The 21115-nt window shown below is 70.9% G+C and carries 19 protein-coding genes and 1 riboswitch; of the genes, 5 read left to right on the top strand and 14 right to left on the bottom strand.

Annotated elements, in window-relative coordinates; genetic code table 11:
• Positions 1–122: 122 nt before the first annotated feature.
• The gene (locus ACZ4VT_RS36185) at positions 123–746 is read right to left on the bottom strand and encodes a PadR family transcriptional regulator (protein ID WP_467955613.1); all 624 of its coding nucleotides are present in this window, start codon (positions 744–746) and stop codon (positions 123–125) included.
• A gap of 231 nt (positions 747–977) precedes the next feature.
• Between ACZ4VT_RS36185 and ACZ4VT_RS36180 the strand changes: the two genes are divergently transcribed.
• Positions 978–1724 (top strand): hypothetical protein, encoded by a 747-nt coding sequence (locus ACZ4VT_RS36180; RefSeq protein WP_467955612.1) that lies wholly within the window; start codon positions 978–980, stop codon positions 1722–1724.
• 103 nt (positions 1725–1827) lie between these two features.
• Positions 1828–2670 carry a PhzF family phenazine biosynthesis protein gene (locus tag ACZ4VT_RS36175; protein ID WP_467955611.1) on the top strand — a complete coding sequence of 281 codons (843 nt, stop codon included), beginning with the start codon at positions 1828–1830 and terminating at the stop codon, positions 2668–2670.
• A 159-nt stretch (positions 2671–2829) separates the two neighbouring features.
• On the opposite strand, the gene ACZ4VT_RS36170 is transcribed toward ACZ4VT_RS36175, so the two are convergent.
• Both ACZ4VT_RS36170 and ACZ4VT_RS36165 read right to left on the bottom strand, forming a co-directional pair.
• Entirely contained in the window at positions 2830–3651 is an 822-nt protein-coding gene (locus tag ACZ4VT_RS36170) for a CPBP family intramembrane glutamic endopeptidase (protein ID WP_467955610.1), read from the bottom strand.
• Positions 3652–3781: 130 nt separating this feature from the next.
• Complete coding sequence (locus ACZ4VT_RS36165; protein WP_467955609.1) at positions 3782–5314, bottom strand: glutamate-cysteine ligase family protein; 1533 nt, start codon at positions 5312–5314, stop codon at positions 3782–3784.
• A 493-nt stretch (positions 5315–5807) separates the two neighbouring features.
• Between ACZ4VT_RS36165 and ACZ4VT_RS36160 the strand changes: the two genes are divergently transcribed.
• Together ACZ4VT_RS36160 and ACZ4VT_RS36155 are read left to right on the top strand one after the other, a co-directional pair.
• Positions 5808–6428 (top strand): hypothetical protein, encoded by a 621-nt coding sequence (locus tag ACZ4VT_RS36160; protein WP_467955608.1) that lies wholly within the window; start codon positions 5808–5810, stop codon positions 6426–6428.
• 261 nt (positions 6429–6689) lie between these two features.
• Positions 6690–6878 carry a DUF5999 family protein gene (locus ACZ4VT_RS36155; RefSeq protein ID WP_030009772.1) on the top strand — a complete coding sequence of 63 codons (189 nt, stop codon included), beginning with the start codon at positions 6690–6692 and terminating at the stop codon, positions 6876–6878.
• A gap of 135 nt (positions 6879–7013) precedes the next feature.
• Here ACZ4VT_RS36155 and gcvP read toward each other — a convergent pair whose 3' ends face one another.
• Entirely contained in the window at positions 7014–9899 is a 2886-nt protein-coding gene (gcvP, locus tag ACZ4VT_RS36150) for an aminomethyl-transferring glycine dehydrogenase (protein WP_467955607.1), read from the bottom strand.
• Between the two features lie 196 nt (positions 9900–10095).
• Positions 10096–10194: riboswitch (glycine riboswitch) on the bottom strand.
• Positions 10195–10306: 112 nt separating this feature from the next.
• Between gcvP and ACZ4VT_RS36145 the strand changes: the two genes are divergently transcribed.
• A complete protein-coding gene (locus tag ACZ4VT_RS36145; RefSeq protein ID WP_467955606.1) occupies positions 10307–10672 on the top strand; it encodes a PRC-barrel domain-containing protein in 366 nt (121 codons plus the stop codon).
• A 52-nt stretch (positions 10673–10724) separates the two neighbouring features.
• Here ACZ4VT_RS36145 and ACZ4VT_RS36140 read toward each other — a convergent pair whose 3' ends face one another.
• From ACZ4VT_RS36140 to ACZ4VT_RS36095, 10 genes are all read right to left on the bottom strand, one after another.
• Positions 10725–12194 carry a DNA polymerase IV gene (locus ACZ4VT_RS36140; RefSeq protein ID WP_467955605.1) on the bottom strand — a complete coding sequence of 490 codons (1470 nt, stop codon included), beginning with the start codon at positions 12192–12194 and terminating at the stop codon, positions 10725–10727.
• Positions 12195–12238: 44 nt separating this feature from the next.
• Positions 12239–12877 (bottom strand): MerR family transcriptional regulator, encoded by a 639-nt coding sequence (locus tag ACZ4VT_RS36135; RefSeq protein ID WP_467955604.1) that lies wholly within the window; start codon positions 12875–12877, stop codon positions 12239–12241.
• A gap of 189 nt (positions 12878–13066) precedes the next feature.
• The gene (locus tag ACZ4VT_RS36130) at positions 13067–13540 is read right to left on the bottom strand and encodes a bifunctional nuclease family protein (protein ID WP_007262890.1); all 474 of its coding nucleotides are present in this window, start codon (positions 13538–13540) and stop codon (positions 13067–13069) included.
• Positions 13541–13603: 63 nt separating this feature from the next.
• Positions 13604–14365 (bottom strand): transcriptional regulator FtsR, encoded by a 762-nt coding sequence (ftsR, locus tag ACZ4VT_RS36125; RefSeq protein ID WP_467955603.1) that lies wholly within the window; start codon positions 14363–14365, stop codon positions 13604–13606.
• A 71-nt stretch (positions 14366–14436) separates the two neighbouring features.
• Positions 14437–15381, bottom strand: coding sequence for an FHA domain-containing protein (locus ACZ4VT_RS36120; protein ID WP_467955614.1), 945 nt, complete (start codon positions 15379–15381; stop codon positions 14437–14439).
• A gap of 85 nt (positions 15382–15466) precedes the next feature.
• Entirely contained in the window at positions 15467–16399 is a 933-nt protein-coding gene (locus ACZ4VT_RS36115) for a DUF881 domain-containing protein (protein WP_467955602.1), read from the bottom strand.
• A 5-nt stretch (positions 16400–16404) separates the two neighbouring features.
• On the bottom strand, positions 16405–16737 hold the full coding sequence (locus ACZ4VT_RS36110; RefSeq protein WP_030722407.1) for a small basic family protein: 333 nt from the start codon (positions 16735–16737) through the stop codon (positions 16405–16407).
• Entirely contained in the window at positions 16734–17642 is a 909-nt protein-coding gene (locus ACZ4VT_RS36105) for a DUF881 domain-containing protein (RefSeq protein WP_467955601.1), read from the bottom strand. Before ACZ4VT_RS36105 ends, ACZ4VT_RS36110 begins: the two co-directional genes overlap by 4 nt.
• A 113-nt stretch (positions 17643–17755) precedes the next feature.
• Complete coding sequence (locus tag ACZ4VT_RS36100; protein WP_467955600.1) at positions 17756–20251, bottom strand: sugar phosphate nucleotidyltransferase; 2496 nt, start codon at positions 20249–20251, stop codon at positions 17756–17758.
• Positions 20252–20351: 100 nt separating this feature from the next.
• On the bottom strand, positions 20352–20942 hold the full coding sequence (locus tag ACZ4VT_RS36095) for a CDP-alcohol phosphatidyltransferase family protein (protein ID WP_351596499.1): 591 nt from the start codon (positions 20940–20942) through the stop codon (positions 20352–20354).
• Positions 20943–21115: the final 173 nt, after the last annotated feature.

Genomic DNA, 21115 nt, shown 5'->3' with positions numbered 1-21115 from the left:
CCCCCCCCCCCCCCCCCCCCCCCCCCCCCCCCCCCCCCCCCCCCCCCCCCCCCCCCCCCCCCCCCCCCCCCCCCCCCCCCCCCCCCCCCCCCCGCTGCGCGGTGCCGGGACCGGCCCGGTGCTCAGTGCTCGTCGGCCAGGATCAGATAGAGCTTCTTGCGGGCGTCGTTGATGACCCCGAGCGCCTTCTCGCGCTGCTCGGGCGAGCCGGTCTTGAAGACCTGCCCGAAGGCTTCCATCAGGCCGATCCCGGCCGTCCGGATCTCGTGCATCGCCTCGAAGTCGAAGCCGCGGCCGGCGTCGGCCCACGGCGCGTCGGGGCCCGACTCGGCCTCGGTGCGGCCGGCGTCGGTGAGCGTGAACAGCTTCTTGCCGCCCTCGCTCGCGCTCGTGATGAGCCCCTCGTCCTCGAGCAGCTGCAGGGTCGGATAGACCGAGCCCGGGCTGGGCTTCCAGGCCCCGCCGCTGCGCTCGCCGATCTCCTGGATCATCTCGTAGCCGTGCATCGGCCGGTCGGCGAGCAGCGCCAGGATCGAGGCGCGTACGTCACCGCGCCGGGCCCGTCCGCCGCCTCGCCCACCGCGCCCGCCCCGTCCGCCGAAGGGCCCGCCGCCGAAGGGCGGCCCGAACGGTCCGAAGGCGGCGCGACGCCCCTTGAAACCCTCCCGACGATCGGGCCCGCAGTGGTCGTGGCCCCGTCCGTGGTCATGGCCGTGGTCGTGTCCGTGCTGTCCGTGTGAACGCATGACTGCGCTCCTTTCGTCACGTTGTCGCTCTTCGTGTCATCGGTTGTCCGATGACTCAACTATCGTTGATCCATCGCGATGCGTCAACGATATATCGGAAACTCGTCAGCGACAGGTGATCCGATGGCACACCTTGGGGTGGATTGGCGACCGAACTTTCGGGCGAAGGGCGTGCGGGTGTGTGCTGTGCTGAGCGCGAACATGCCCAAACAGCCCACAAAGGGGACATCCGTGCGCCTTCAGGGACGCGCCAGGAACTGGCTCGCCGCCGCGGCCGCCGCCGCACTGCTGCTCGTAGTGCCGGGACCGGCCACCGCCGACGGCCCCCGGCAGCTGGCCGGCCAATACCTCAACCTGCACCAGTGCGTGTACTCGTCCCCCCGCGTCGTCGACTACTTCACGACCGTGGTCCCGAGCCGCGACGGCCGGTTCACGACCGGGACCGCCACGTCCACCGCCCCCGACCAGACCCGGTCCTGCGGCGCCGGGGACGGGAACTTCACACCCCACCACCCGTGGGCGGCCGTCCAGGCCCTCGACCTGAGCGCCGGGCGCTACCTGAACCTGCACCAGTGCGTCTACTACTCCGACGGCCAGCGGGACCACCTGACCACCGTGATCTCGCTCGGCGGCGGAGAGTTCTCAGCCGGGACGAACGTCTCCGACACGCCCGACACCGCCCCGAACTGCGGACCCGGCCGGGGCCTCTACGCCCTCATCCCCCTGCTGTCGGACGTCAAGGCCCTGGACCTGTCCGCCGGGCGCTACGTGAACCTCCAGCAGTGCGTGTACTACTACGGCGCCGGCGGCTTCGACGACCACTTCACCACCGTCGTACCGACCCGCCGCGACGGCCGCTTCACGACCGGAACGAAGGTCTCCAACTCTCCCGACACGGCCCCGGCCTGCGGGCGCGGTGACGGGAACTTCGGCCTCATCCCGCTGCTGTCGGGCACGAAGGCACTCTCCCGGACCTGAGCCGGCCCGGATCCGAGCCGGTCGGCGCCCCGGGGCGCCGACCGGTCCAGTCACCCCGGATTGGCCTTTGTCGGCGATCAAGGAACCGCCCTACCGTCGAGACATGCGCATCCGAATCGTCGACGCCTTCACCGACCGGCCCTTCCACGGGAACCCCGCCGGAGTCCTGCTCCTCGACACCGCTTTCCCCCCGGACGCCTGGCTCCAGCAGGTCGCCTCCGAGGTGAACCTCTCCGAGACCGCCTTCGCCCATCCCCTTCCGCCCGGCGGGGACGCCGACTGGGCGCTGCGCTGGTTCACCCCGGCCGCCGAGGTCGACATGTGCGGCCACGCGACCCTGGCCACCGCGCACGTCCTGGCGTCCTCGGGCCTCGCCGCGGGGCTGATCCGCTTCTCCGCGCGCTGCGGGATCCTCACGGCCGAGACCGCCGCGGACGGCACGATCACCATGGACTTCCCGACGTCCTCGCTGACCCCGGTCCCGGCACCGGCCGCCGTGGACCACGCGCTCGGCGGGGCGCCGATCCTCTCCGTGCACGACACCGCCGCGCACATCGGCGACCTCGTGATCGAGCTCGCCGACGAGAAGACCGTCCGCGAACTGACGCCGGACCACGGCGCCCTGCGCGCCTTCGCCAAGCGCGGGGTCATCGTCACCGCGGCCGCCGAGGATCCCTCCCGCGGGTACGACTTCGTGTCCCGCGGCTTCTTCCCCGCCTTCGGCATCGACGAGGACCCGGTGACCGGCAGCGCCCACACCGCGCTGGCCCCCTTCTGGGCCGAGCGCCTGGGCCGTACGGAGCTGACCGGCCTCCAGGGCGGCGCGCGCCGCGGACTCGTACGGGTGACCCTGGCGGGCGACCGCACGCTGCTGGCCGGCCGGGCCGTCACCGTCCTCGACGGCGAGCTGTTCGCGTCCCCGCCCGGGGCCGCACAGCCGGGGTGACCACGGGCACGAAGAACGGCGCGAACGGCACCAGGGAGTCCACAACAGCCACCGCGCGCGCCTCCTCACTCCCCTCCAGCGTCGCACCGCTCGGGCCCGCGCCCCCGCCGGGCAGCGCCGAGCGGGTGTACCGGCCGCATCACGGCGTGCGCGGCCGCATCACGGCGTGGGCAGCCAGCCCACCTTGCCCGCGAGCAGGGCGTAGCCGCCGAAGGCCACGATGTCGAGGAGCGCGTGCGCGACGACGAGCGGTCCCACCCGGCCCCAGCGTCGGTAGGCCAGGACGAAGACGACGCCCATCACCATGTTGCCGATGAAGCCGCCGATGCCCTGGTAGAGGTGGTAGGAGCCGCGCAGGGCCGAGCTGGCCAGCAGCGCGGCCATCGGCGACCAGCCGAGCTGGTCGAGCCGGCGCAGCAGGTACGCCAGCACGATGATCTCCTCCACCACGGCGTTCTGCAGCGCGGAGAGGATCAGGACGGGGAACTTCCACCACACGTCCGGCAGCGCCTCGGGCACCACCGTGAGGTTGAATCCGGCGGACCGCGCCCCCAGGTAGAAGGCCAGCCCCGCGCTCCCGATCCCCGCGGCGACGAGCGCGCCCCGGGCCAGGTCGCCCATGGGCTGGGTGCGGTCGAAGCCCAGCACCCGCAGCCCGGGGGCGCCCTCGCGGGTCAGCAGGTGCGCCACCAGCAGGACGGGGACCAGCGCGCTCGCGATGCCGAACAGCTGCCACGCCAGGTCCAGCCAGGGCCGGCCCGGGGCGTACGAGCCGTTGAGGGTGGCGGCCTGGTCCTTCAGTCCCCCCGGCTTGGTGAGCGAGCCGATGAAGCTGATCAGCGCCGAGACCCCGCTCGCGCCCAGCGACAGCGCGAGGACGAGCAGCGTCTCGTTGCGCAGGAGCGCCCGCCGCCCGTCCTCGCCGAGCTCCACGAACACCGGCTCCGGATCCGCCCGCACGCCCGACTCCCGTCCTGCCATCCCGTTGCGACCACCCCATACTGCCTCCTCGGAGACCGGGAGGATCACTGCGGGGGGACAACGGGATCAACGGGATCAACGGGATCAACGGCATCGAGGGACCGCCGGACGGCCCCGGCCGCGCGCCCGCTCAGCGGGGCTCCGGCACCGAGGGGCTCACCTCCTCCCCCGGCCCCACGGGCCAGGTGTGCACGGGGTCGCCCTTGTGCATCAGCTCGCTGTACCTGCGGGTGGTCGCGGCCAGCGCCTCGTCCCGCTCCAGTCCGGCCGCCAGCGCCCGGTGGTAGGTGTCCACCTGCCAGGTCGCCCCGTTCACCCGCCGCCGGCAGCGCTCCTCGATGATCCCGAGGTAGTGGTCCCGGTCCGCGGGCTCGATGCCCCAGGCGTCCAGCCCCGCCGCCGCCATCGGCAGCAGTTCGTCCAGGACCAGCCGTACGGCGGGCACGCTCGCCAGTCCCCCGGCCCGGCCCCGGCGCGGCCACCGCAGCCGCGCGTCGATCCCGTACCGGCAGGCCGCGTCGAAGTTCGCCTCCGCCTCGGCGAAGGGCAGCCGGGTCCACACCGGGCGCTGTTCGTCCGCGAGGGTGCGCACCAGCCCGTAGTAGAAGGCGGCGTTGGCGACGACGTCGGCGACCGTCGGGCCGGCCGGCAGCACCCGGTTCTCCACCCGCAGGTGCGGCACCCCGTCCGCGACCCCGTACACGGGCCGGTTCCAGCGGTAGACGGTCCCGTTGTGCAGGACCAGTTCCTGCAGCCCGGGCACCCCGCCCTCGGCGAGCACCCGCAGCGGCTCCTCTTCGTCGCAGATCGGCAGCAGGGCGGGGAAGTAGCGGACGTTCTCGGCGAAGAGCTCGTACGCCGAGTCCACCCACCGCTCCCCGAACCAGGTGCGCGGCCGTACTCCCTGCGCCTGGAGTTCGGGCGGCCGGGTGTCGGTGGCCTGCGTGAACAGCGGCGGCCGCGACTCCCGCCACAGCTCGCGCCCGAACAGGAAGGGCGAGTTGGCCCCGATGGCTATCTGCGCGGCGGCCACGACCTGCGCCGCGTTCCACACGGCGGGGAACCGGGCCGGTGTCACCTGGAGATGCAGTTGTACGGAGGTGCAGGCGGCCTCCGGCACGATCGACCCGGAGGTCCAGATCAGCCGCTCGACCCCGTCGATGTCGAGCGTGAAGTCCTCCCCGCGCATCATCAGGATCTGCTCGTTGAGCAGCGAGTAGCGGTCCACGGCCGACAGGTTGGCGGTGACCAGGTCCGCGCGGGAGATCGTCGGCAGAATGCCGATCATCACCACGCCGGCATCGATCTCCGCGGCCTGCCGGTGGGCATAGCCCAGACCCGCGCTGAGTTCCTCGGCGAGCTGGTCGAATACCCGTCCGCCGAGCCGGTGCGGCAGGACGTTGACCTCCAGATTGAACATTCCCAGTTCGGTCTGGAAATCAGGGCTCGCTATCCGCTCCAGCACCTGGGCATTCACCATTCTCGGCAACCCGTCGGCGCCCGCGAGATTCAGCTCGATCTCCAGTCCCATCATGTTCTTCGGACGATCGAACCTCTTCTCCGCCAGGAGTCGCTCCAGCCCCTCCAGACACTCGTGAAGCTTCCTTCGATACCGCTGCCGATCGGACAGGTCGAATCCGCCCGCCACGACCTTCTCCCCCATCGAAGCGTCCCTCCTCGAGTGAGCCCGGCCCGGGCACCCAGGCGCGCATTACGGTCGATGATGCCCCGGCAGCGTGATCCATAACGCGGTGGGGGCGTGCGTGGCGAGGAGCGCGCGCCGGTTTGGCCGAAGGGCGCTTCGGCACATTCACCTGGCAAGTCGCCTCGCGCAAATTCCGCTTCGGCTTTGCGCGCTCCGCAAAACCGATGCTTTCCAGCCGAGCCCCCGTCCGGTAACCTCCGAGGTCAGCGCGGCACGTTCGCGCACATCCGGCATGAATGCCACGTGAGCGGGACCGGTAAGCGCCTTGTCGGCAATAGGCGGGACAGCTAGCCGAAACACTGCGTGAACACATGTCGTATAAACTCCGCAAACGAGGCAGAGAGTTGGCGCGCGGCCATTGCCCCTCGGCCCCCCTCTGGCCCCAGAATGCGACAGCGCCGTCCGCACCTGCCCCCGTTCCACCGGTCTCCCAAGTGAGAGGCGACCCACCATGCCGCTGCATGTCCCTCCGGCTCCCGCGCCCGCCCTGCGCAGCGTCCTCGCGGCACTCGGTTCTCCCACCGCCGTCCACGAGGCGCACACCCCGTCCCTGCGTGCGATCCAGGGGCCACTGACCGCCGAACTCCCCCTTCCGGTGCACGTCCTCGACCGGCTGGGCATGTCCGCCCTCGCGGCCGGCGGCAGGCCGCCCCGCACGCGGCTCACCGGCTGGCGGTTCCTGATCCGCAGCGGGGACCGTCACGTCGCGGCGGCCGACACCCGCCTGACCCCCGACGGCTGGGCCTTCTCCCACTTCTTCGAGGGGCCCTACGTCGCCGCCACCGAACGCGCCCTGCGCCAGGCGGAGTCCCTCGGTACGAACTACCAGCCGCGGCTGCTGTCCGTACCCGAGCTCTACATGCTGACCCTGTGGCTGCACGGGGCGGTGGGCGCCGACGCCTCCGCCGGACTGCCCGCCGGAGAGGATCTGCTGGTGCCACTGGCTCCGGCCCCGCCCGGCATCGCCCCGTTCCGCCCGCATCCGGTCTCCGAGCTGCTGCCCGTGCTCACCCGCCGGCTGACCCCCGCCACGGCGCCCCTCCCTCCGTCGCTGGCCGCACCCGCCGCCTGACCCAAGTAGCCCATTCGGCCTAGTCCGCTCGGACCACTTGCGAACCATCCGAAATGACAGGGGAGTTGGCCTGAACCGCCCGCACGAGTGATGCGTCATCAATCTGTGAGGACAGCTGCCGGGAAATACCTGCGAAGCGGCTGTCATGGGGGAACACTGATGACACGCTCCCCGCGGGTGCGGGGATGACCCAGGGGGACGGCCATGAACCACGCATCGAGCCGTAGCACGCAGACCACACCGCAGCGAAAGAACGCATCCATGTGCCAGCACCAGCCAGCCTGCCCGTCAGCCGAATCCGCCGACCGGGAGGCCGCGCGCCCGGTGGCCAACCACCCGGAGCAGGGCTGGAGCCTGCTGTGCAATGGCGTCCTGCTCTTCGAGGACACCGGTGAGCTCCTGCCGGACGGCCAGATCATCGCCCCGCACCGCCCGCTCGCGGCGGCGTAGGCGCTGAGGACGGCCCGGCGGACGCACGCCAACGCGGAAGGGGCCGGCCCGGGAGATTCCCCCGGACCGGCCCCTTCTTCATGTCGCGTTCTTCAGATCACCGCACCGCTGGGTGTCAGTGGTCGTAGCTGGGTGTCAGTGGTCGTACTCGTCCAGCGGCGGGCAGGAGCACACCAGGTTGCGGTCGCCGAAGGCACCGTCGATGCGGCGCACCGGCGGCCAGTACTTCTCGGCGGCCGTGACCCCGCCCGGGAAGACGGCCTCGTCGCGGGTGTACGGGTGGTTCCACTCGCCGCCCAGCGCCGCCGCGGTGTGCGGGGAGTTGGCCAGCGGGTTGTCGTCCGCCGGCCACTCGCCGCCCGCGACCCGCTCGATCTCGCCGCGGATGGCGATCATCGCGTCGCAGAAGCGGTCGATCTCGGCGAGGTCCTCGGACTCCGTCGGCTCGATCATCAGCGTGCCGGCGACAGGGAAGGACATCGTCGGGGCGTGGAAGCCGTAGTCGATCAGGCGCTTGGCGATGTCGTCCACGCTCACGCCCGTGGACTTCGACAGCGGGCGCAGGTCGATGATGCACTCGTGCGCGACCAGGTTGCCCGGCCCGGTGTAGAGCACCGGGTAGTGCGGCTCCAGGCGCTTGGCGATGTAGTTGGCACCGAGCACCGCCACCTGGGTGGCGCGCTTGAGGCCCTCGCCGCCCATCAGGCGCACGTACGACCACGAGATCGGCAGGATGCCCGCCGAGCCCCACGGGGCGGCCGAGATCGGGCCGACGCCCGTCTCCGGACCCGCGGTCGGCTGGAGCGGGTGGTTCGGCAGGTACGGGGCCAGGTGCGCCCGGACACCGACCGGGCCGACGCCCGGGCCGCCGCCGCCGTGCGGGATGCAGAAGGTCTTGTGCAGGTTCAGGTGCGAGACGTCGCCGCCGAAGTGACCCGGCTTGGCGAGGCCCACCAGGGCGTTCAGGTTGGCGCCGTCGACGTAGACCTGGCCGCCGGCCTCGTGGACCTGGGCGCAGATGTCGGCGACGTGCTCCTCGAACACGCCGTGCGTGGACGGGTACGTGATCATCAGCACGGCGAGCTCGTCGCGGTACTGCTCGATCTTGGCGCGCAGGTCGGCCGCGTCCACCTCGCCGTCGTCGGCGGTCTTGACGACGACGACCTTCATGCCGGCCATCACGGCGCTGGCGGCGTTGGTGCCGTGCGCGGAGGACGGGATGAGGCAGATGGTGCGCTGCTCGTCGCCGTTCGCGCGGTGGTAGGCGCGGACGGCCAGCAGGCCGGCGAGCTCACCCTGGGAGCCGGCGTTGGGCTGGATGGACACCTTGTCGTAGCCGGTGACCTCGCAGAGACGTTCCTCCAGCTCGGTGATGAGCGTGAGGTAGCCCTCGGCCTGCTCCACCGGGGCGAACGGGTGCAGCTGGCCGAATTCGGGCCAGGTGACCGGCTCCATCTCGGTGGTCGCGTTGAGCTTCATGGTGCAGGAGCCCAGCGGGATCATGCCGCGGTCCAGCGCGTAGTCCTTGTCCGAGAGCTTGCGCAGGTAGCGCAGCATCGCGGTCTCGGAGCGGTGCTGGTGGAAGACCGGGTGCGTCAGGTAGTCGTCCGAGCGCAGCAGGCCCTCGGGCAGGGTGTCGGCCGTGGTCGCGTCGAGCGCCTCGATCTCGGCGGTGACGCCGAAGGCGGCCCAGACGGCCTCGATGTCGGCGCGCAGGGTGGTCTCGTCGCAGGCGGCGGAGACGTGGTCGGCGTCGACCAGGTACAGGTTGATGCCGCCTTCACGGGCGGCGGCGACGACCTCGGCCGCGCGGCCCGGAACGCGGGCGGTGACCGTGTCGAAGTACGAGCCGTGCACGATCTCGACCCCGCCGGCCGTCAGGCCCTCGGCGAGCAGGGCGGCGTAGCGGTGGGTCCGGCGGGCGATCGTCCGCAGGCCGTCCGGGCCGTGATAGACGGCGTACATGGCGGCCATGACGGCGAGCAGCACCTGGGCGGTGCAGATGTTGCTGGTGGCCTTCTCGCGGCGGATGTGCTGCTCGCGGGTCTGCAGCGCCAGGCGGTAGGCCTTGTTGCCGTCCGCGTCCACGGAGACGCCGACCAGTCGGCCGGGCAGCGAACGCGCGTGCTTGTCCTGGACGGCCATGTATCCGGCGTGCGGTCCGCCGAAGCCCATCGGGACACCGAAGCGCTGGGTGGTGCCGACGGCGATGTCGGCGCCGAGCGCGCCCGGGGAGGTCAGCAGGGTCAGCGCGAGCAGGTCGGCGGAGACGGCGACGATGGCGCCGAGCTCGTGCGCCTGGTCGATGACCGGCTTGATGTCCCGTACGGCACCGGAGGCACCCGGGTACTGGACGAGGACGCCGTAGATGCCGCGCTCGACGATCTCGGCCGGGATGCCGGCGGACAGGTCGGCGACGGCGACCTCGATGCCGATCGGCTCGGCGCGGGTCTCGATGACGGCGATGGTCTGCGGCAGCGCGTCGGCGTCCACGAGGAAGACGTTCCCCTTGGCCTTGCCCACGCGGCGGGCCAGCGTCATGGCCTCGGCGGCCGCGGTGCCCTCGTCGAGCAGCGAGGCGCCCGAGGTCGGCAGCCCCGTGAGGTCGGCGACGACGGTCTGGAAGTTCAGCAGGGCTTCGAGGCGGCCCTGCGAGATCTCCGGCTGGTACGGGGTGTACGCCGTGTACCAGGCCGGGTTCTCCATGACGTTGCGGAGGATCACCGGCGGGGTGAAGGTCCCGTAGTAGCCGAGACCGATCATGGAGGAGAGGACCTGGTTGCGGTCGGCGAGCGAGCGCAGCTCGGCGAGCACCTCGGCCTCGGTCCGCGCCTCGGGCAGGTCGAGCGCCTCGGCGGTCTTGATCACATCCGGGACCGCGGCGGCGGTCAGTTCGTCCAGGGAGCCGTAGCCCACATGGGCGAGCATCTTCGCCTGCGCCTCGGCATCCGGGCCGATGTGGCGCTGTTCGAAGGGGATGCCTCGCTCCAGCTGGGAGAGCGGAATGCGGTTGGCGGTCATGTACGGAGGCCTCCTGGTCGTATGACCTGCGAGGGGCACCACGGCGCGGGCACCCGGACGGCCTCCCCCTCTGTCATCTGCACCTGAGAGTTTCACCGGAGCCACGGGGGTCGCCCGAGCGCTCCGGCTTTCACCGTCGGTGAGGAGGGGGACCGGCACTGCACGCCCGGTACCCGCTCCTGCTTTCCAGAGTGGCCTCGTCCGTGCGGTACGTATGCCTGAGAGATTCCGGGGAGGATTTGCTCCTTCGGCGCCTCCGTCTTGTTCACTCGGAGGACTCTCCCGCACAGGGTCGACAGCCATCACCCAGCCTACCAGCGACGTTCTGGGCCCTTCCCGAGTGGCCTCCGCTGCCGTTATGCACTTCTGTAGTCATTACGGAGGAGTTGCGACCATTTGGAGGGACCGTGCAGACCGACATCGATCCGCGCAGCCTGATCGGCCGCAAGGCGTTCGACCGCAATGGCACCAAGATCGGCACCGTCGACGAGGTCTACCTCGACGATGCCACGGGCGTCCCGGAATGGGCGGCCGTCCGTACGGGCCTGTTCAGCCGGGACGCCTTCGTCCCGCTGGAGCCGAGCGAGATGGTGGGCGACACCCTGCGGGTGCCCTTCGAGCGCTCCCTCATCAGGGACGCCCCCGACTTCGGCGTCGGCCGCCACCTCTCCCCCGAACAGGAGCTGCAGCTCTACCACCACTACGGCCTGGACACGACCCTGCCCGCGGAGTTCTCGCGCGACTTCGGCCGGCTGGCGGGCGACGAGGGCTGAGCGGCCCGGGCGCGCGGCCGGGGGCGGCCGTGGCCACCGCCGGACTGGCGGATCAGGCCGGGGCGGCCGCGGCTCCCGGCTCCCCCTCCCCCTCCCCCACCAGCGGCAGCGGATCGGACGGCTCCAGCTCGGGGTCGTCCACCCGGAAGGTCCGCACCCGGCCGGGCTCGGATCCGGGCTGCTCGAACCGTACGGTCACCCGCCCGACCCCGCTGCCCTGCACCCACCCGGGCCCGTACAGCGCGTGCCGTACGTCGCTCCCGGCCGGCCAGCGCCGCTCCGGGGCCGGTTCCGGCTCCCCGGGCCCCTCGGCGGCCGCCCGGGCCCCTGAGGCCTCCACAGGCGCCGCTGTGGCTCCGGGCTCGACGTTCCCGCCCGCCGCGACTGCCCCACCCGCCCCGGCCACCTCGCTCGCCCCCTCCGTCCCGTCCACCCCATCCGGCTCAGCGGCGAGCGACTGCGCGAACAGGTCCTCCTGCGTGTAGTCCGCCAGCCCCGTCACCCCCACCCCCAGCAGGCGCACCCCGCCCGTGGTGTCCACACCCTCCAGGAGCCGCGCCGCGGCCTCCCGCACCACCGCGGGGTCGTCCGTGGGCCCCCGCAGCGTCTCGGACCGCGTCAGCGTGGAGAAGTCGTACCGCCGCACCTTCAGCACGATCGTCCGCCCCGAGTGCCCCGACCCCCGCAGCCGCTGCACGCACCGGTCGGCGAGCCGCTGCACCTCGTTCCGGATCCGTACGCGGTCGTGCAGGTCCACGTCGAAGGTGTCCTCGACCGACACCGACTTCGCGTCCCGCTCCGCGACCACCGGCCGGTCGTCCAGCCCCAGCGCCATCCGGTACAGGCCGACGCCGTGCGCGCGCCCGAGCATCCGGACCAGCTCGTCCTCCCCCGCCTCGGCCAGCTCCCCCACCGTGGTGATCCCGGCGCGGCGCAGGTGCTCCCCCGTGGCCGGCCCGACCCCGGGCAGGGTCCGTACCGACATCGGCGCGAGCAGCTCGCGCTCGGTCCCCGGCTCGATCAGCAGCAGCCCGGCCGGCTTGGCCTCCTCGGACGCCACCTTCGCCAGCATCTTCGACCCGGCCAGCCCCACCGACCCGCTGAGCCCCGTGGCGGCCCTGATGTCGGCCCGCAGCCGCTCGCCCGTCGTCCGGGCGGTCCGCGAGTCGAAGGCCACGCCGCCCGCCTCCAGGTCCACGAAGGCCTCGTCCAGGCTGAGCGGCTCCACGAGCGGCGACAGCTCCCGCAGCAGGGCCATCACCACGTCGCTGACCTGCCGGTAGAGGCTGAAGCGCGGGATCAGGTACGCGCCGTTCGGGCACAGCCGCCTCGCCTGCCCCATCGGCATCGCCGAGTGCACGCCGAAGCGCCTGGCCTCGTACGAAGCCGTGGCGACGACCCCGCGCGGCCCGAGCCCGCCGACGATGACGGCCTTGCCCCGCAGGCTCGGCTTCGACGCCTGCTCGACGGAGGCGTAGAAGGCGTCCATGTCCAGGTGCAGGATGGTCGGCGCGGCTCTCACGCCACCGATGCTGCCCTACGGCACTGACATTTCCCCGGCCCGGATCAGACGGCGCGGTTGCGGCGGGCGGCCAGCTCGTCCGTCGGGTGGTGCCCGACCAGGGTCTCGCCGGTGTCCACGCGCTCCCCGTGCAGCTGCGACAGCGCGCTCTCGACATCGCGCCACACCACGCCCACGGCGATGCCGAAGACGCCCTGCCCGCCCTGGAGCAGGCTCACGACCTGGTCCGGGGAGGTGCACTCGTACACGGTGGCGCCGTCGCTCATCAGCGTCATCCGCTCCAGGTCCGAGAACCCGCGGTCACGCAGGTGCTGCACCGCCGTACGGATGTTCTGCAGCGCCACCCCCGTGTCCAGGAAGCGCTTGACGATCTTGAGGACCACCACGTCGCGGAAGCTGTAGAGCCGCTGCGTGCCCGACCCGTACGCGGGCCGCACGCTGGGCTCCACCAGCCCGGTCCGCGCCCAGTAGTCCAGCTGCCGGTACGTGATGCCGGCCGCCGCACACGCCGTCGGCCCGCGGTATCCGATCTGCTCGGGCGCCGGGTCACCGCTCACCGGTCCGACCGGCGTCGACTCCGGCTGACGGCGCGCGGACCCGACCGCGCCGCCGTGCAGCGGGTACGGCCCAGCGTCACTCCGTACGGGGATGCCCCCGGTCGTACCGTCGCCCGTGATCCTCACGCCGACCCTCCGTCCTTGACCTGCCACCTTGAAGGTAGGCAGTCACCAGGGGTGCGTCAACGATCGCCACACTCGGCACGCCGAGTGATAATCACCCTGAGAGTGGTTTCCCGTATCCCGTTATGGGGAAAGGCTAATCGAATGGGCTGAAAGTCCCCCGCTGATCGCGGGGGCGACGCGGCCCGCGCCTCACTGCGGGCCGGTGCCGAAGTCCTCGGGCGAGATCTGGTCGAGGAACTCGCGGAACTTCTCCACCTCGTCCTCCTGCTCGTCCGGAATGGCGATTCCGGCGTCGTCCAGCACGCCGTCACTGCCGTAGATCGGCGTCCCCGTCCGCAGGGCCAGCGCTATGGCATCGGAAGGCCGCGCGCTCACCTCGACCCCGCTGGCGAAGACAAGCTCCGCGTAGAAGACGCCCTCCCGCAGATCCGTGATCCGGACCTCGGTGAGTTCCTCACCGACCGCCTCCAGCACGTCCTTGAACAGGTCGTGCGTCAGCGGTCGGGCAGGAGCCATCCCCTGTTGGGCGAAGGCAATGGCGGTCGCCTCCCCCGGACCGATCCAGATGGGGAGGTACCGGTCGCCTCCCACTTCACGCAGGAGCACGATCGGTTGGTTGGAGGGCATTTCCACCCGGACACCCACAACGTCGAGCTCGTTCACACAGCAACCCTAGGACCTGCCCGGCAGGTTTGGGTAGTCGGGGCTCCACGCCGACCAGCGCGGTCACCGCAACCGGACCCCCAGAGCGGTCTGCACGAGGGCCTCGTGCAGCCGTACGGAGAGCCCCGCCAGCTCCTTCAAGGTGGCCTCCGCATGCGCCCTGGTCTGCGGGTTGCGGTGCCGGCGCAGCGGTGCCACCACCTGCTCCACCAGACCCGCCTCACGGTCGGCCGCCGCCTTCATCGCACGCAGGTGCCGCGGCTCCAGCCCGAAGCGCCCCAGATCGGCCACGAGCCGGGCCACCGTGACCGCCTCGGCGTCGAAACCACCGCCCGGGGCCTCCGCCAGCAGCCCGTACGACTCCCACTCGACCAGCTGGACCTCGTCCACCTCGGCGGCGGCGATCAGCTCCGCCCGGCCCACCCGGGCCACGGCCGGCCGCTCCCGCCCGACCTCGCCGTACACCGCCGCCGGGCTGGTGGGATCGTCGGAATCCCCGTGCGCCGTGGGCGCCGGGATACGGATCTGCTCACCGCGGGCGAGCGCGTCGAGCTGCTCGCGGATGACCTTGAGCGGCAGGTAGTGGTCGCGCTGCAGACGAAGGATGCGGGCGAGGCGCTCCACGTCGTCGGTGCTGAACTTGCGGTATCCCGAAGGGGTGCGCCGCGGCTCGACGAGCCCCTCCGCCTCCAGGAAACGGATCTTCGAGATGGTGACTTCGGGGAACTCGTCACGCAGCGTGGTGAGCACCGTGCCGATGCTCACCAGCCGCCCGGCCGAGCCGGTGGTGCCGTTTCCGGCACCCCCTGTCGGGTTGCGCAGCATGGGACCTTCCCTGGGAAGCCGCCGGACCGTGTCCGGGGGTGGGGGTCCCCCCGGACGGAGTCCGGAAGGGGTCAGATGCCCCGCAGGCTCGCGTAGAAGACCAGCCGGTACTTGCCGATCTGCACCTCGTCGCCGTTGTGCAGGGCGACGGAGTCGATCGGTTCCCGGTTCACGTACGTGCCGTTGAGGCTGCCCACGTCGGAGACGGTGAAGCCGCCGTCCGGGCCCCGACGGAAGTCGACATGGCGCCGGGAGACGGTGACGTCGTCCAGGAAGATGTCGCTCTGCGGGTGCCGGCCCGCGGTGGTCAGCTCGCCGTCCAGCAGGAAGCGGCTACCGGAGTTGGGACCGCGCCGCACGATGAGCAGGGCGGAACCGGGCGGCAGCGCTTCCACCGCGGCCTGGGCCTCGGGGGACAGCGAGGACGACACGTGCGTTTGTCCCGACACCTCGGCCTCGTAGGCCTCCAGGCCCGAGATCGAGATGGTGGACGTGGTCTCCGAGGCTCGCTCCGGCGTCAGACCCGGCCGCAGCGGCGCCCCGCAGTTGGAGCAGAAACGGCTGGCCGCATCGCTGCGGTGTCCGCACCTGCTGCAAATCTGCTCGGCCGACATGGACGGCTCCTCGCGCCGCGGCTGCCCCGCGGAGGCGTTGGTGGCGTACGGGTCGGGGGCGAACCCTCCACCCGCAGTTGAGGTTGATGGTTCGCCGAAACCTATGCCTCCGGTACCGGCAGGGTCAACGGCCGACGCGCCGTGGCCACCCGGAACATCACCCGCGCCGGCGACCTCGTCGCGGAAGAGCGGCCGGTCGCCCTGCCCTTCCACGTCCCCGTGACCGGCACGGTGCCGTGCCGAACCGCTGTCCTCGCGGTTCTTCTTGCCGAACAACTTCTCAAACAACTTCACGGGCGATTCCCCTTGACCGAAACAGACCCGCCCGTGGGGCAGGACGAACTCCGAATGCAGACACCTGCCGACCCGGACATTCTCACAACGTCCGTAACCACCAGACAGTTTCCACCACGCACCGCGACTTCGGTGCGCCGACCCCCCGCAGGCATCCGCCCGCGTGAGCCGCTCCACCCTTCACTCCAGTTCCTCACGATGACGACCGAGCGTAGTCAGGCTGCTTCGCAGCCCGCAAGGCATCCACAACGATCTTGGCCGACCGTGTGACGGCAACGGTCGCCTGCTCCTTCTCCAGCGTCTGGACGACACCGCCGGGAATGTTGAGCGCGGGCTCCAGATCCTGGGGCTTGCCGATCACCTTGAACTCATAGGGCTGTGTGATCTTCTTACCGTCGATCGCGACCCCGCCGTTCTCCTCCGAGAAGTACGAGCCGGCCACGATGCGCACACCGTTGATCTGGATCGCCTCGGCCCCGGCGGCCCGCAGCTCCTGGAGCGTGTCCAGCAGCTGGTCGGACTGCACCTGGCCCGTCGGATCGGTGATCTTCAGCGTGATGCCCGGCCCCTGCGCTGCCACGGTACCGGCCAGGATGCCGAGTTGACGCTCCTTCTCCACGGTCTGCCTGCGGGCCTCCTCGGCCTGGTTGGAGCTGCTCTCCAGCTCCTTGCGCTGATCCTCCAGCGCCTGCTTCTCCTCCTCCAGGCGCTTGGTCCGCCCGTCGAGCTCGTCGAGGATCCGTACCAGGTCCTCCTGACGGGCCCCGCGCAGCGCGCTGGAGTCGCTGTTCGACCGCACCTGGATCGCCAGGCCCAGCCCCAGGACGAACAGCAGCAGCGCGACGATCAGTTGCGCCCGGCTCACCCGCGGCGGCCACAGCCCGGCCGCGAGCCGCTGCCGCCCGGTCTCCTCGGGCTGCGCGGCCGGCACGGACTGCTGCACCGGCTGCGCCGGCTCGTCCTTTTCGGGCACGTCGTGCGAAGGCACATCCCGTGGCGGCACATCCCGTGGCGGCACGTCGCGCGGGGGCACGTCCTGCGGGGGCACGTCCCGCGGAGGCACGTCCCGCGGAGGCTGTCCGGCGGGCCCCGACCCCGACTCCTCGGGAGTGTCGTTCGTACTCATCGGCCTCACGCCCGGAAGACGTGCCGGCGGATGGCCGCGGCGTTGGAGAAGATGCGGATGCCGAAGACCACGACCACACCCGTCGACAGCTGCGAACCGACGCCGAGCTTGTCACCGAGGAAGACGATCAGCGCCGCCACCACCACGTTCGACAGGAACGACACCACGAAGACCTTGTCGACGAAGATCCCGTCCAGCATCGCGCGCAGACCGCCGAACACCGCGTCCAGCGCCGCCACCACGGCGATCGGCAGATAAGGCTCCACCACGGCCGGTACTTCGGGCCGGACCAGAAGTCCGACCACCACTCCGGCCAAGAGGCCCAGTACCGCGATCACGATGCACCCTTCTGCTGCTCTACCGGTGTAGCTGTACGTACGGTCAGACTCGACGCGGCCGGCAGCCGCACCTCGTCCGCGGCGGAGAGGCTGTAGCGGATCCCGTAGCTCTCCTGCAGCACGTGCAGGTACTGGCCGTCCGCCGAGTCCTGGAAGGCCGTGCCGAGCCGCTTCTTGTCCCCCACCGCCAGCACCTCGTACGGGGGCACCAGCGGCCTGTTGTCGACCAGTATCGCGTCACCCGCGGCCCTGATCGCCGACAGCTCCGTCAGCCGCTGCCCGTTGATGGAGACGGCCTCCGCCCCGGACTGCCACAGCCCGTTGACGATCTTCTGCATATCGCGGTCGCGGAGCCGGCCGGTGTCCGAGAAGCCGGAGCTCTCGCGCGGTTTTCCGCCACCGCCGGAGGAAGCGCCCTTCGCGTCGTCCACGACCAGCTTGATCCCGGGGCCGCGGATCTCCGTGGCACCGGCCAGCAGCGCCACGAGCTCGCCCTGGCCCCCGCCGGGCTGCTTCAGCGCCGCACGCTGGCGGGCCGCGACATCGGTCCTCAGACGGTCGATGTCCCGTTCCAGGGCGTCCGCGCGCTCGTCGGCCCGCTCCACCCGGTCGATCAGCTCGTGGCGCTCCTTGGCCAGCACCGGCGCGGCTATCCGCGCCTCGGCCGCGCCGAGCGTGACGACCATGGCGGTGATCACGAGCCCGGCGGCGAGCCCCAGTTTGGCCTTGAGGCTGCGGGGCAGGCCCGCCGTACCGTCCGCCTCGCGCCGGGCCGTGGCCTCCGCGTAGCCCTCGTCGAGACCGTGGTCCATCACGTGCGTCAGCAGCGACATGGAAGCGTCCGGGCGCGGGGGCACAGGAGACGCCGAAGTCCGGTTGGGGGGCGGCTGCGACATGCCGCACATCGTCGCATGTCGGCGCCGTACACACCCAATGCGTCCGCCCGGTGGGCCGGAGCGGGACGCCCGCACCCGGCCCACCGGACCACTGCCCTACGCCGTCACCCGGCGCCCGGCGCTCAGTGCCCGGCCCCGTCCACCACGGCCGCCCACTCGTCGAGCAGGGCCTGCGCGGAAGCGTCGTCGGGACCCTCGGCCCACAGGTGGGTGACCGCCTCCGCCGGGTCCGGCAGGACCAGCGCCCACCGTCCGTCGGTCTCGACCACCCGCACCCCGTCGGTGGTGTCCACCTGCCGCTCTCCGGCCGCCTCCACGACCCGGCGCATGACGAGCCCCTTCACCGCCCACGGCGTCGGAACGTCACGCTTGAGCACGTGGGCCCGCGGGATCCGGGCGTCGATCTGGCTCAGGGTGAGCTGTGTGCGCGCCACCAGCCCGAGGAGCTGCACGAAGGCCGCCGAACCGTCGAAGACACTGCTGAACTCCGGAACGATGAACCCGCCCCGGCCGTCCCCGCCGAAGATGGTGTTCTCCGCCCGGCCTACCCGGGTCAGGTCGTCGGGCGAGGTCGTCGTCCACTCCACCTGCGTGCCGTGGTACGCCGCCACCTGCTCGGCGACGCGTGTCGTGGTCACCGGCAGCGCGACCTTGCCGCTGCGCTTCTCCGCGGCCACCAGGTCGAGCATCACCAGCAGGGCGCGGTCGTCCTCGATGATCCGCCCGCGCTCGTCGACCAGGGAGATCCGCTCGCCCACCGGGTCGAAGCGCACCCCGAAGGCCGCCCGCGCCGAGGCCACGATCTCGCCGAGCCGCACCAGACCGGCCCGCCGGGACTCGGTGGTCTCCGTCGGCCTGGACTCGTCGAGCCCGGGATTGATCGTCAGGGCGTCCACCCCGAGCCGTCCGAGCAGGCTCGGCAGAACGAGCCCGGCGCTGCCGTTGGAGGCGTCCACGACCACCTTGAGCCCGGCATCGCCGATCCCGGTGGTGTCCACCCGGCGCAGCAGCGAGCCCGTGTACGCGTCGAAGACACTGCCGGGGAACTGCAGGTCGCCGATCTCGCCGGGGAACGCCCGCCGGTACTCCTGGCGCGCGTACACGCGGTCCAGCTTGCGCTGCTGCTGGAGCGAGAGGTCCGCTCCCCGCTCGTCCAGGAACATGATGTCCACCGAGTCCGGGACGCCCGGTGAGGTCCGCAGCACGATCCCGCCGGCGGTGCCGCGCGCGGTCTGCTGCCGCGCCACCGGCAGCGGTACGTTCTCCAGGTCCCGTACGTTGATGGCGCTGGCCTGCAGCGCCGAGATCACGGCCCGCTTGAGCGCTCTCGCGCCTCGGGAGTGGTCTCGGGCCGTGGTGACCGTCGCCCCCTTCTTCAGGGTCGTCGCATAGGCGCCGGCGAGCCGGACCACCAGCTCCGGGGTGATCTCGACGTTCAGGATCCCGGAGACCCCCCGCGCGCCGAACAGGTGGGCCTGGCCGCGGGACTCCCAGATGACCGACGTGTTGACGAAGGCACCGGCCTCGATCGTCTTGAAGGGGTAGACCCGCACGTTCCCCTGGACGATCGATTCCTCGCCGACGAGGCACTCGTCGCCGATGACGGCCCCGTCCTCGATCCGCGCGGAACGCATGATGTCGGTGTTCTTGCCGATGACACAGCCGCGGAGATTGCTGTGGGGGCCGATGTACACGTTGTCGTGGATGACGGCCCTGTGCAGGAAGGCCCCGCTCTTGACGACGACGTTCGACCCGATGACGGTGTGCTCGCGGATCTCCACGCCGGCTTCGATCTTGGCATAGTCCCCGATGTACAGCGGCCCGCGCAGCACCGCGTCCGGGCTCACCTCGGCCCCTTCGGCGATCCACACCCCGGGTGAGATCTCGAAGCCGTCCATCTCGATGTCGACCTTGCCCTCGAGCACGTCGGCCTGCGCCTTGACGTAGCTCTCGTGCGTGCCCACGTCCTCCCAGTAGCCCTCGGCCACATAGCCGTAGATGGGCTTGCCTTCCTTCATCAGCTGCGGGAAGACATCGCCGGACCAGTCGACGGAGACGTCCGGATCGACGTAATTGAAGACCTCGGGCTCCATCACGTAAATACCGGTGTTGACCGTGTCGGAGAAGACCTGGCCCCAGGTCGGCTTCTCCAGGAAGCGCTCGACCTTGCCTTCCTCGTCCACGATCGTGATGCCGAATTCCAGCGGGTTCGGCACCCGGGTGAGGCACACCGTGACGAGTGCGCCCTTCTCCTTGTGGAAGCGGATCAGATCGGTGAGGTCGAAGTCGGTGAGCGCATCGCCGGAAATGACGACGAAGGCGTCATCCTTCAAGGCGTCCTCGGCATTCTTCACGCTGCCGGCGGTGCCGAGTGGCTTCTCCTCGTTGGCATAGGTGAGCTCCATGCCGAGCTCTTCGCCATCCCCGAAGTAGTTCTTGACGAGCGACGCCAGGAACTGCACGGTGACCACGGTCTCGCTGAGCCCATGGCGCTTGAGCAGCCTGAGCACGTGCTCCATGATCGGCCGGTTGGCCACCGGCAGGAGCGGCTTGGGCATGCTCGAGGTCATGGGGCGAAGACGCGTACCTTCGCCACCGGCCATCACGACGGCCTTCATGTCGGAAGAATCCTCCTTGAGAGATGACAGTCGTGCCGACTCTCACCCGTCTCGGTCGGTGACTCCGCAACTCCTCCGCGTCATCCGGCGCCGGTCGGGCTCAATCGGCCGTGGCGTCTGCCTTCACGAGACGGCGGACTTGAACCACGTAAAGGATTCCTGCCCACCAATAGAGGGTTGTACCCCATCCCGCGAACGCCCATCCGAAAACTGACCCCAACCAGGCCAACCAACCCGTGCCGTCACTGAGGAGTAGCAAGGGAAACGCGTACATCAGGTTGAAGGTCGCCGCCTTGCCGAGGAAGTTGACCTGCGGCGGCGGATAGCCGTGACGGCGCAGGATCCACACCATGACCAGCAACATCAGCTCACGCAAGAGCAGAGCTCCGGTGAGCCACAGCGGCAGGAGCTCGCGATAGGTCAGACCGAAGAGCGTCGACAGGATGTAGAGGCGGTCCGCGGCCGGATCCAGCAGCCGGCCGAGCTTGCTGATCTGATTCCAGCGCCGCGCGAGCTTCCCGTCGAGGTAGTCACTGACCCCGCTGAGCATGAGGACGGCCAAGGCCCACCCGTCGTGCTCGGTGAGGATCAGCCACAGGAACAAGGGCACGCCTGCGAGACGAGCCATGCTCAGGATGTTCGGAATGGTGAAAATTCGGTCAGTCTGAACCCGAGTCTCCTGGACCTCCACCCGGGGGCCTCCACTGTGACTGTAGAAAACGGTCGTTCGATGCCCCCTGACCCTACAGGAGACCGCACACGTGCCCTGAACGCAGAAAAGCCCCGCACCGAGCCCGAAGGCTTGGTGCGGGGCTTTCCCACAATGATTGTTCGGCGGCGTCCTACTCTCCCACAGGGTCCCCC

The sequence above is a fragment of the Streptomyces sp. NPDC029164 genome (genome assembly GCF_055563995.1).
The sequence above is the reverse complement of the archived record's forward strand: the minus strand, read 5'-3'. Positions and strand labels throughout refer to the sequence as shown.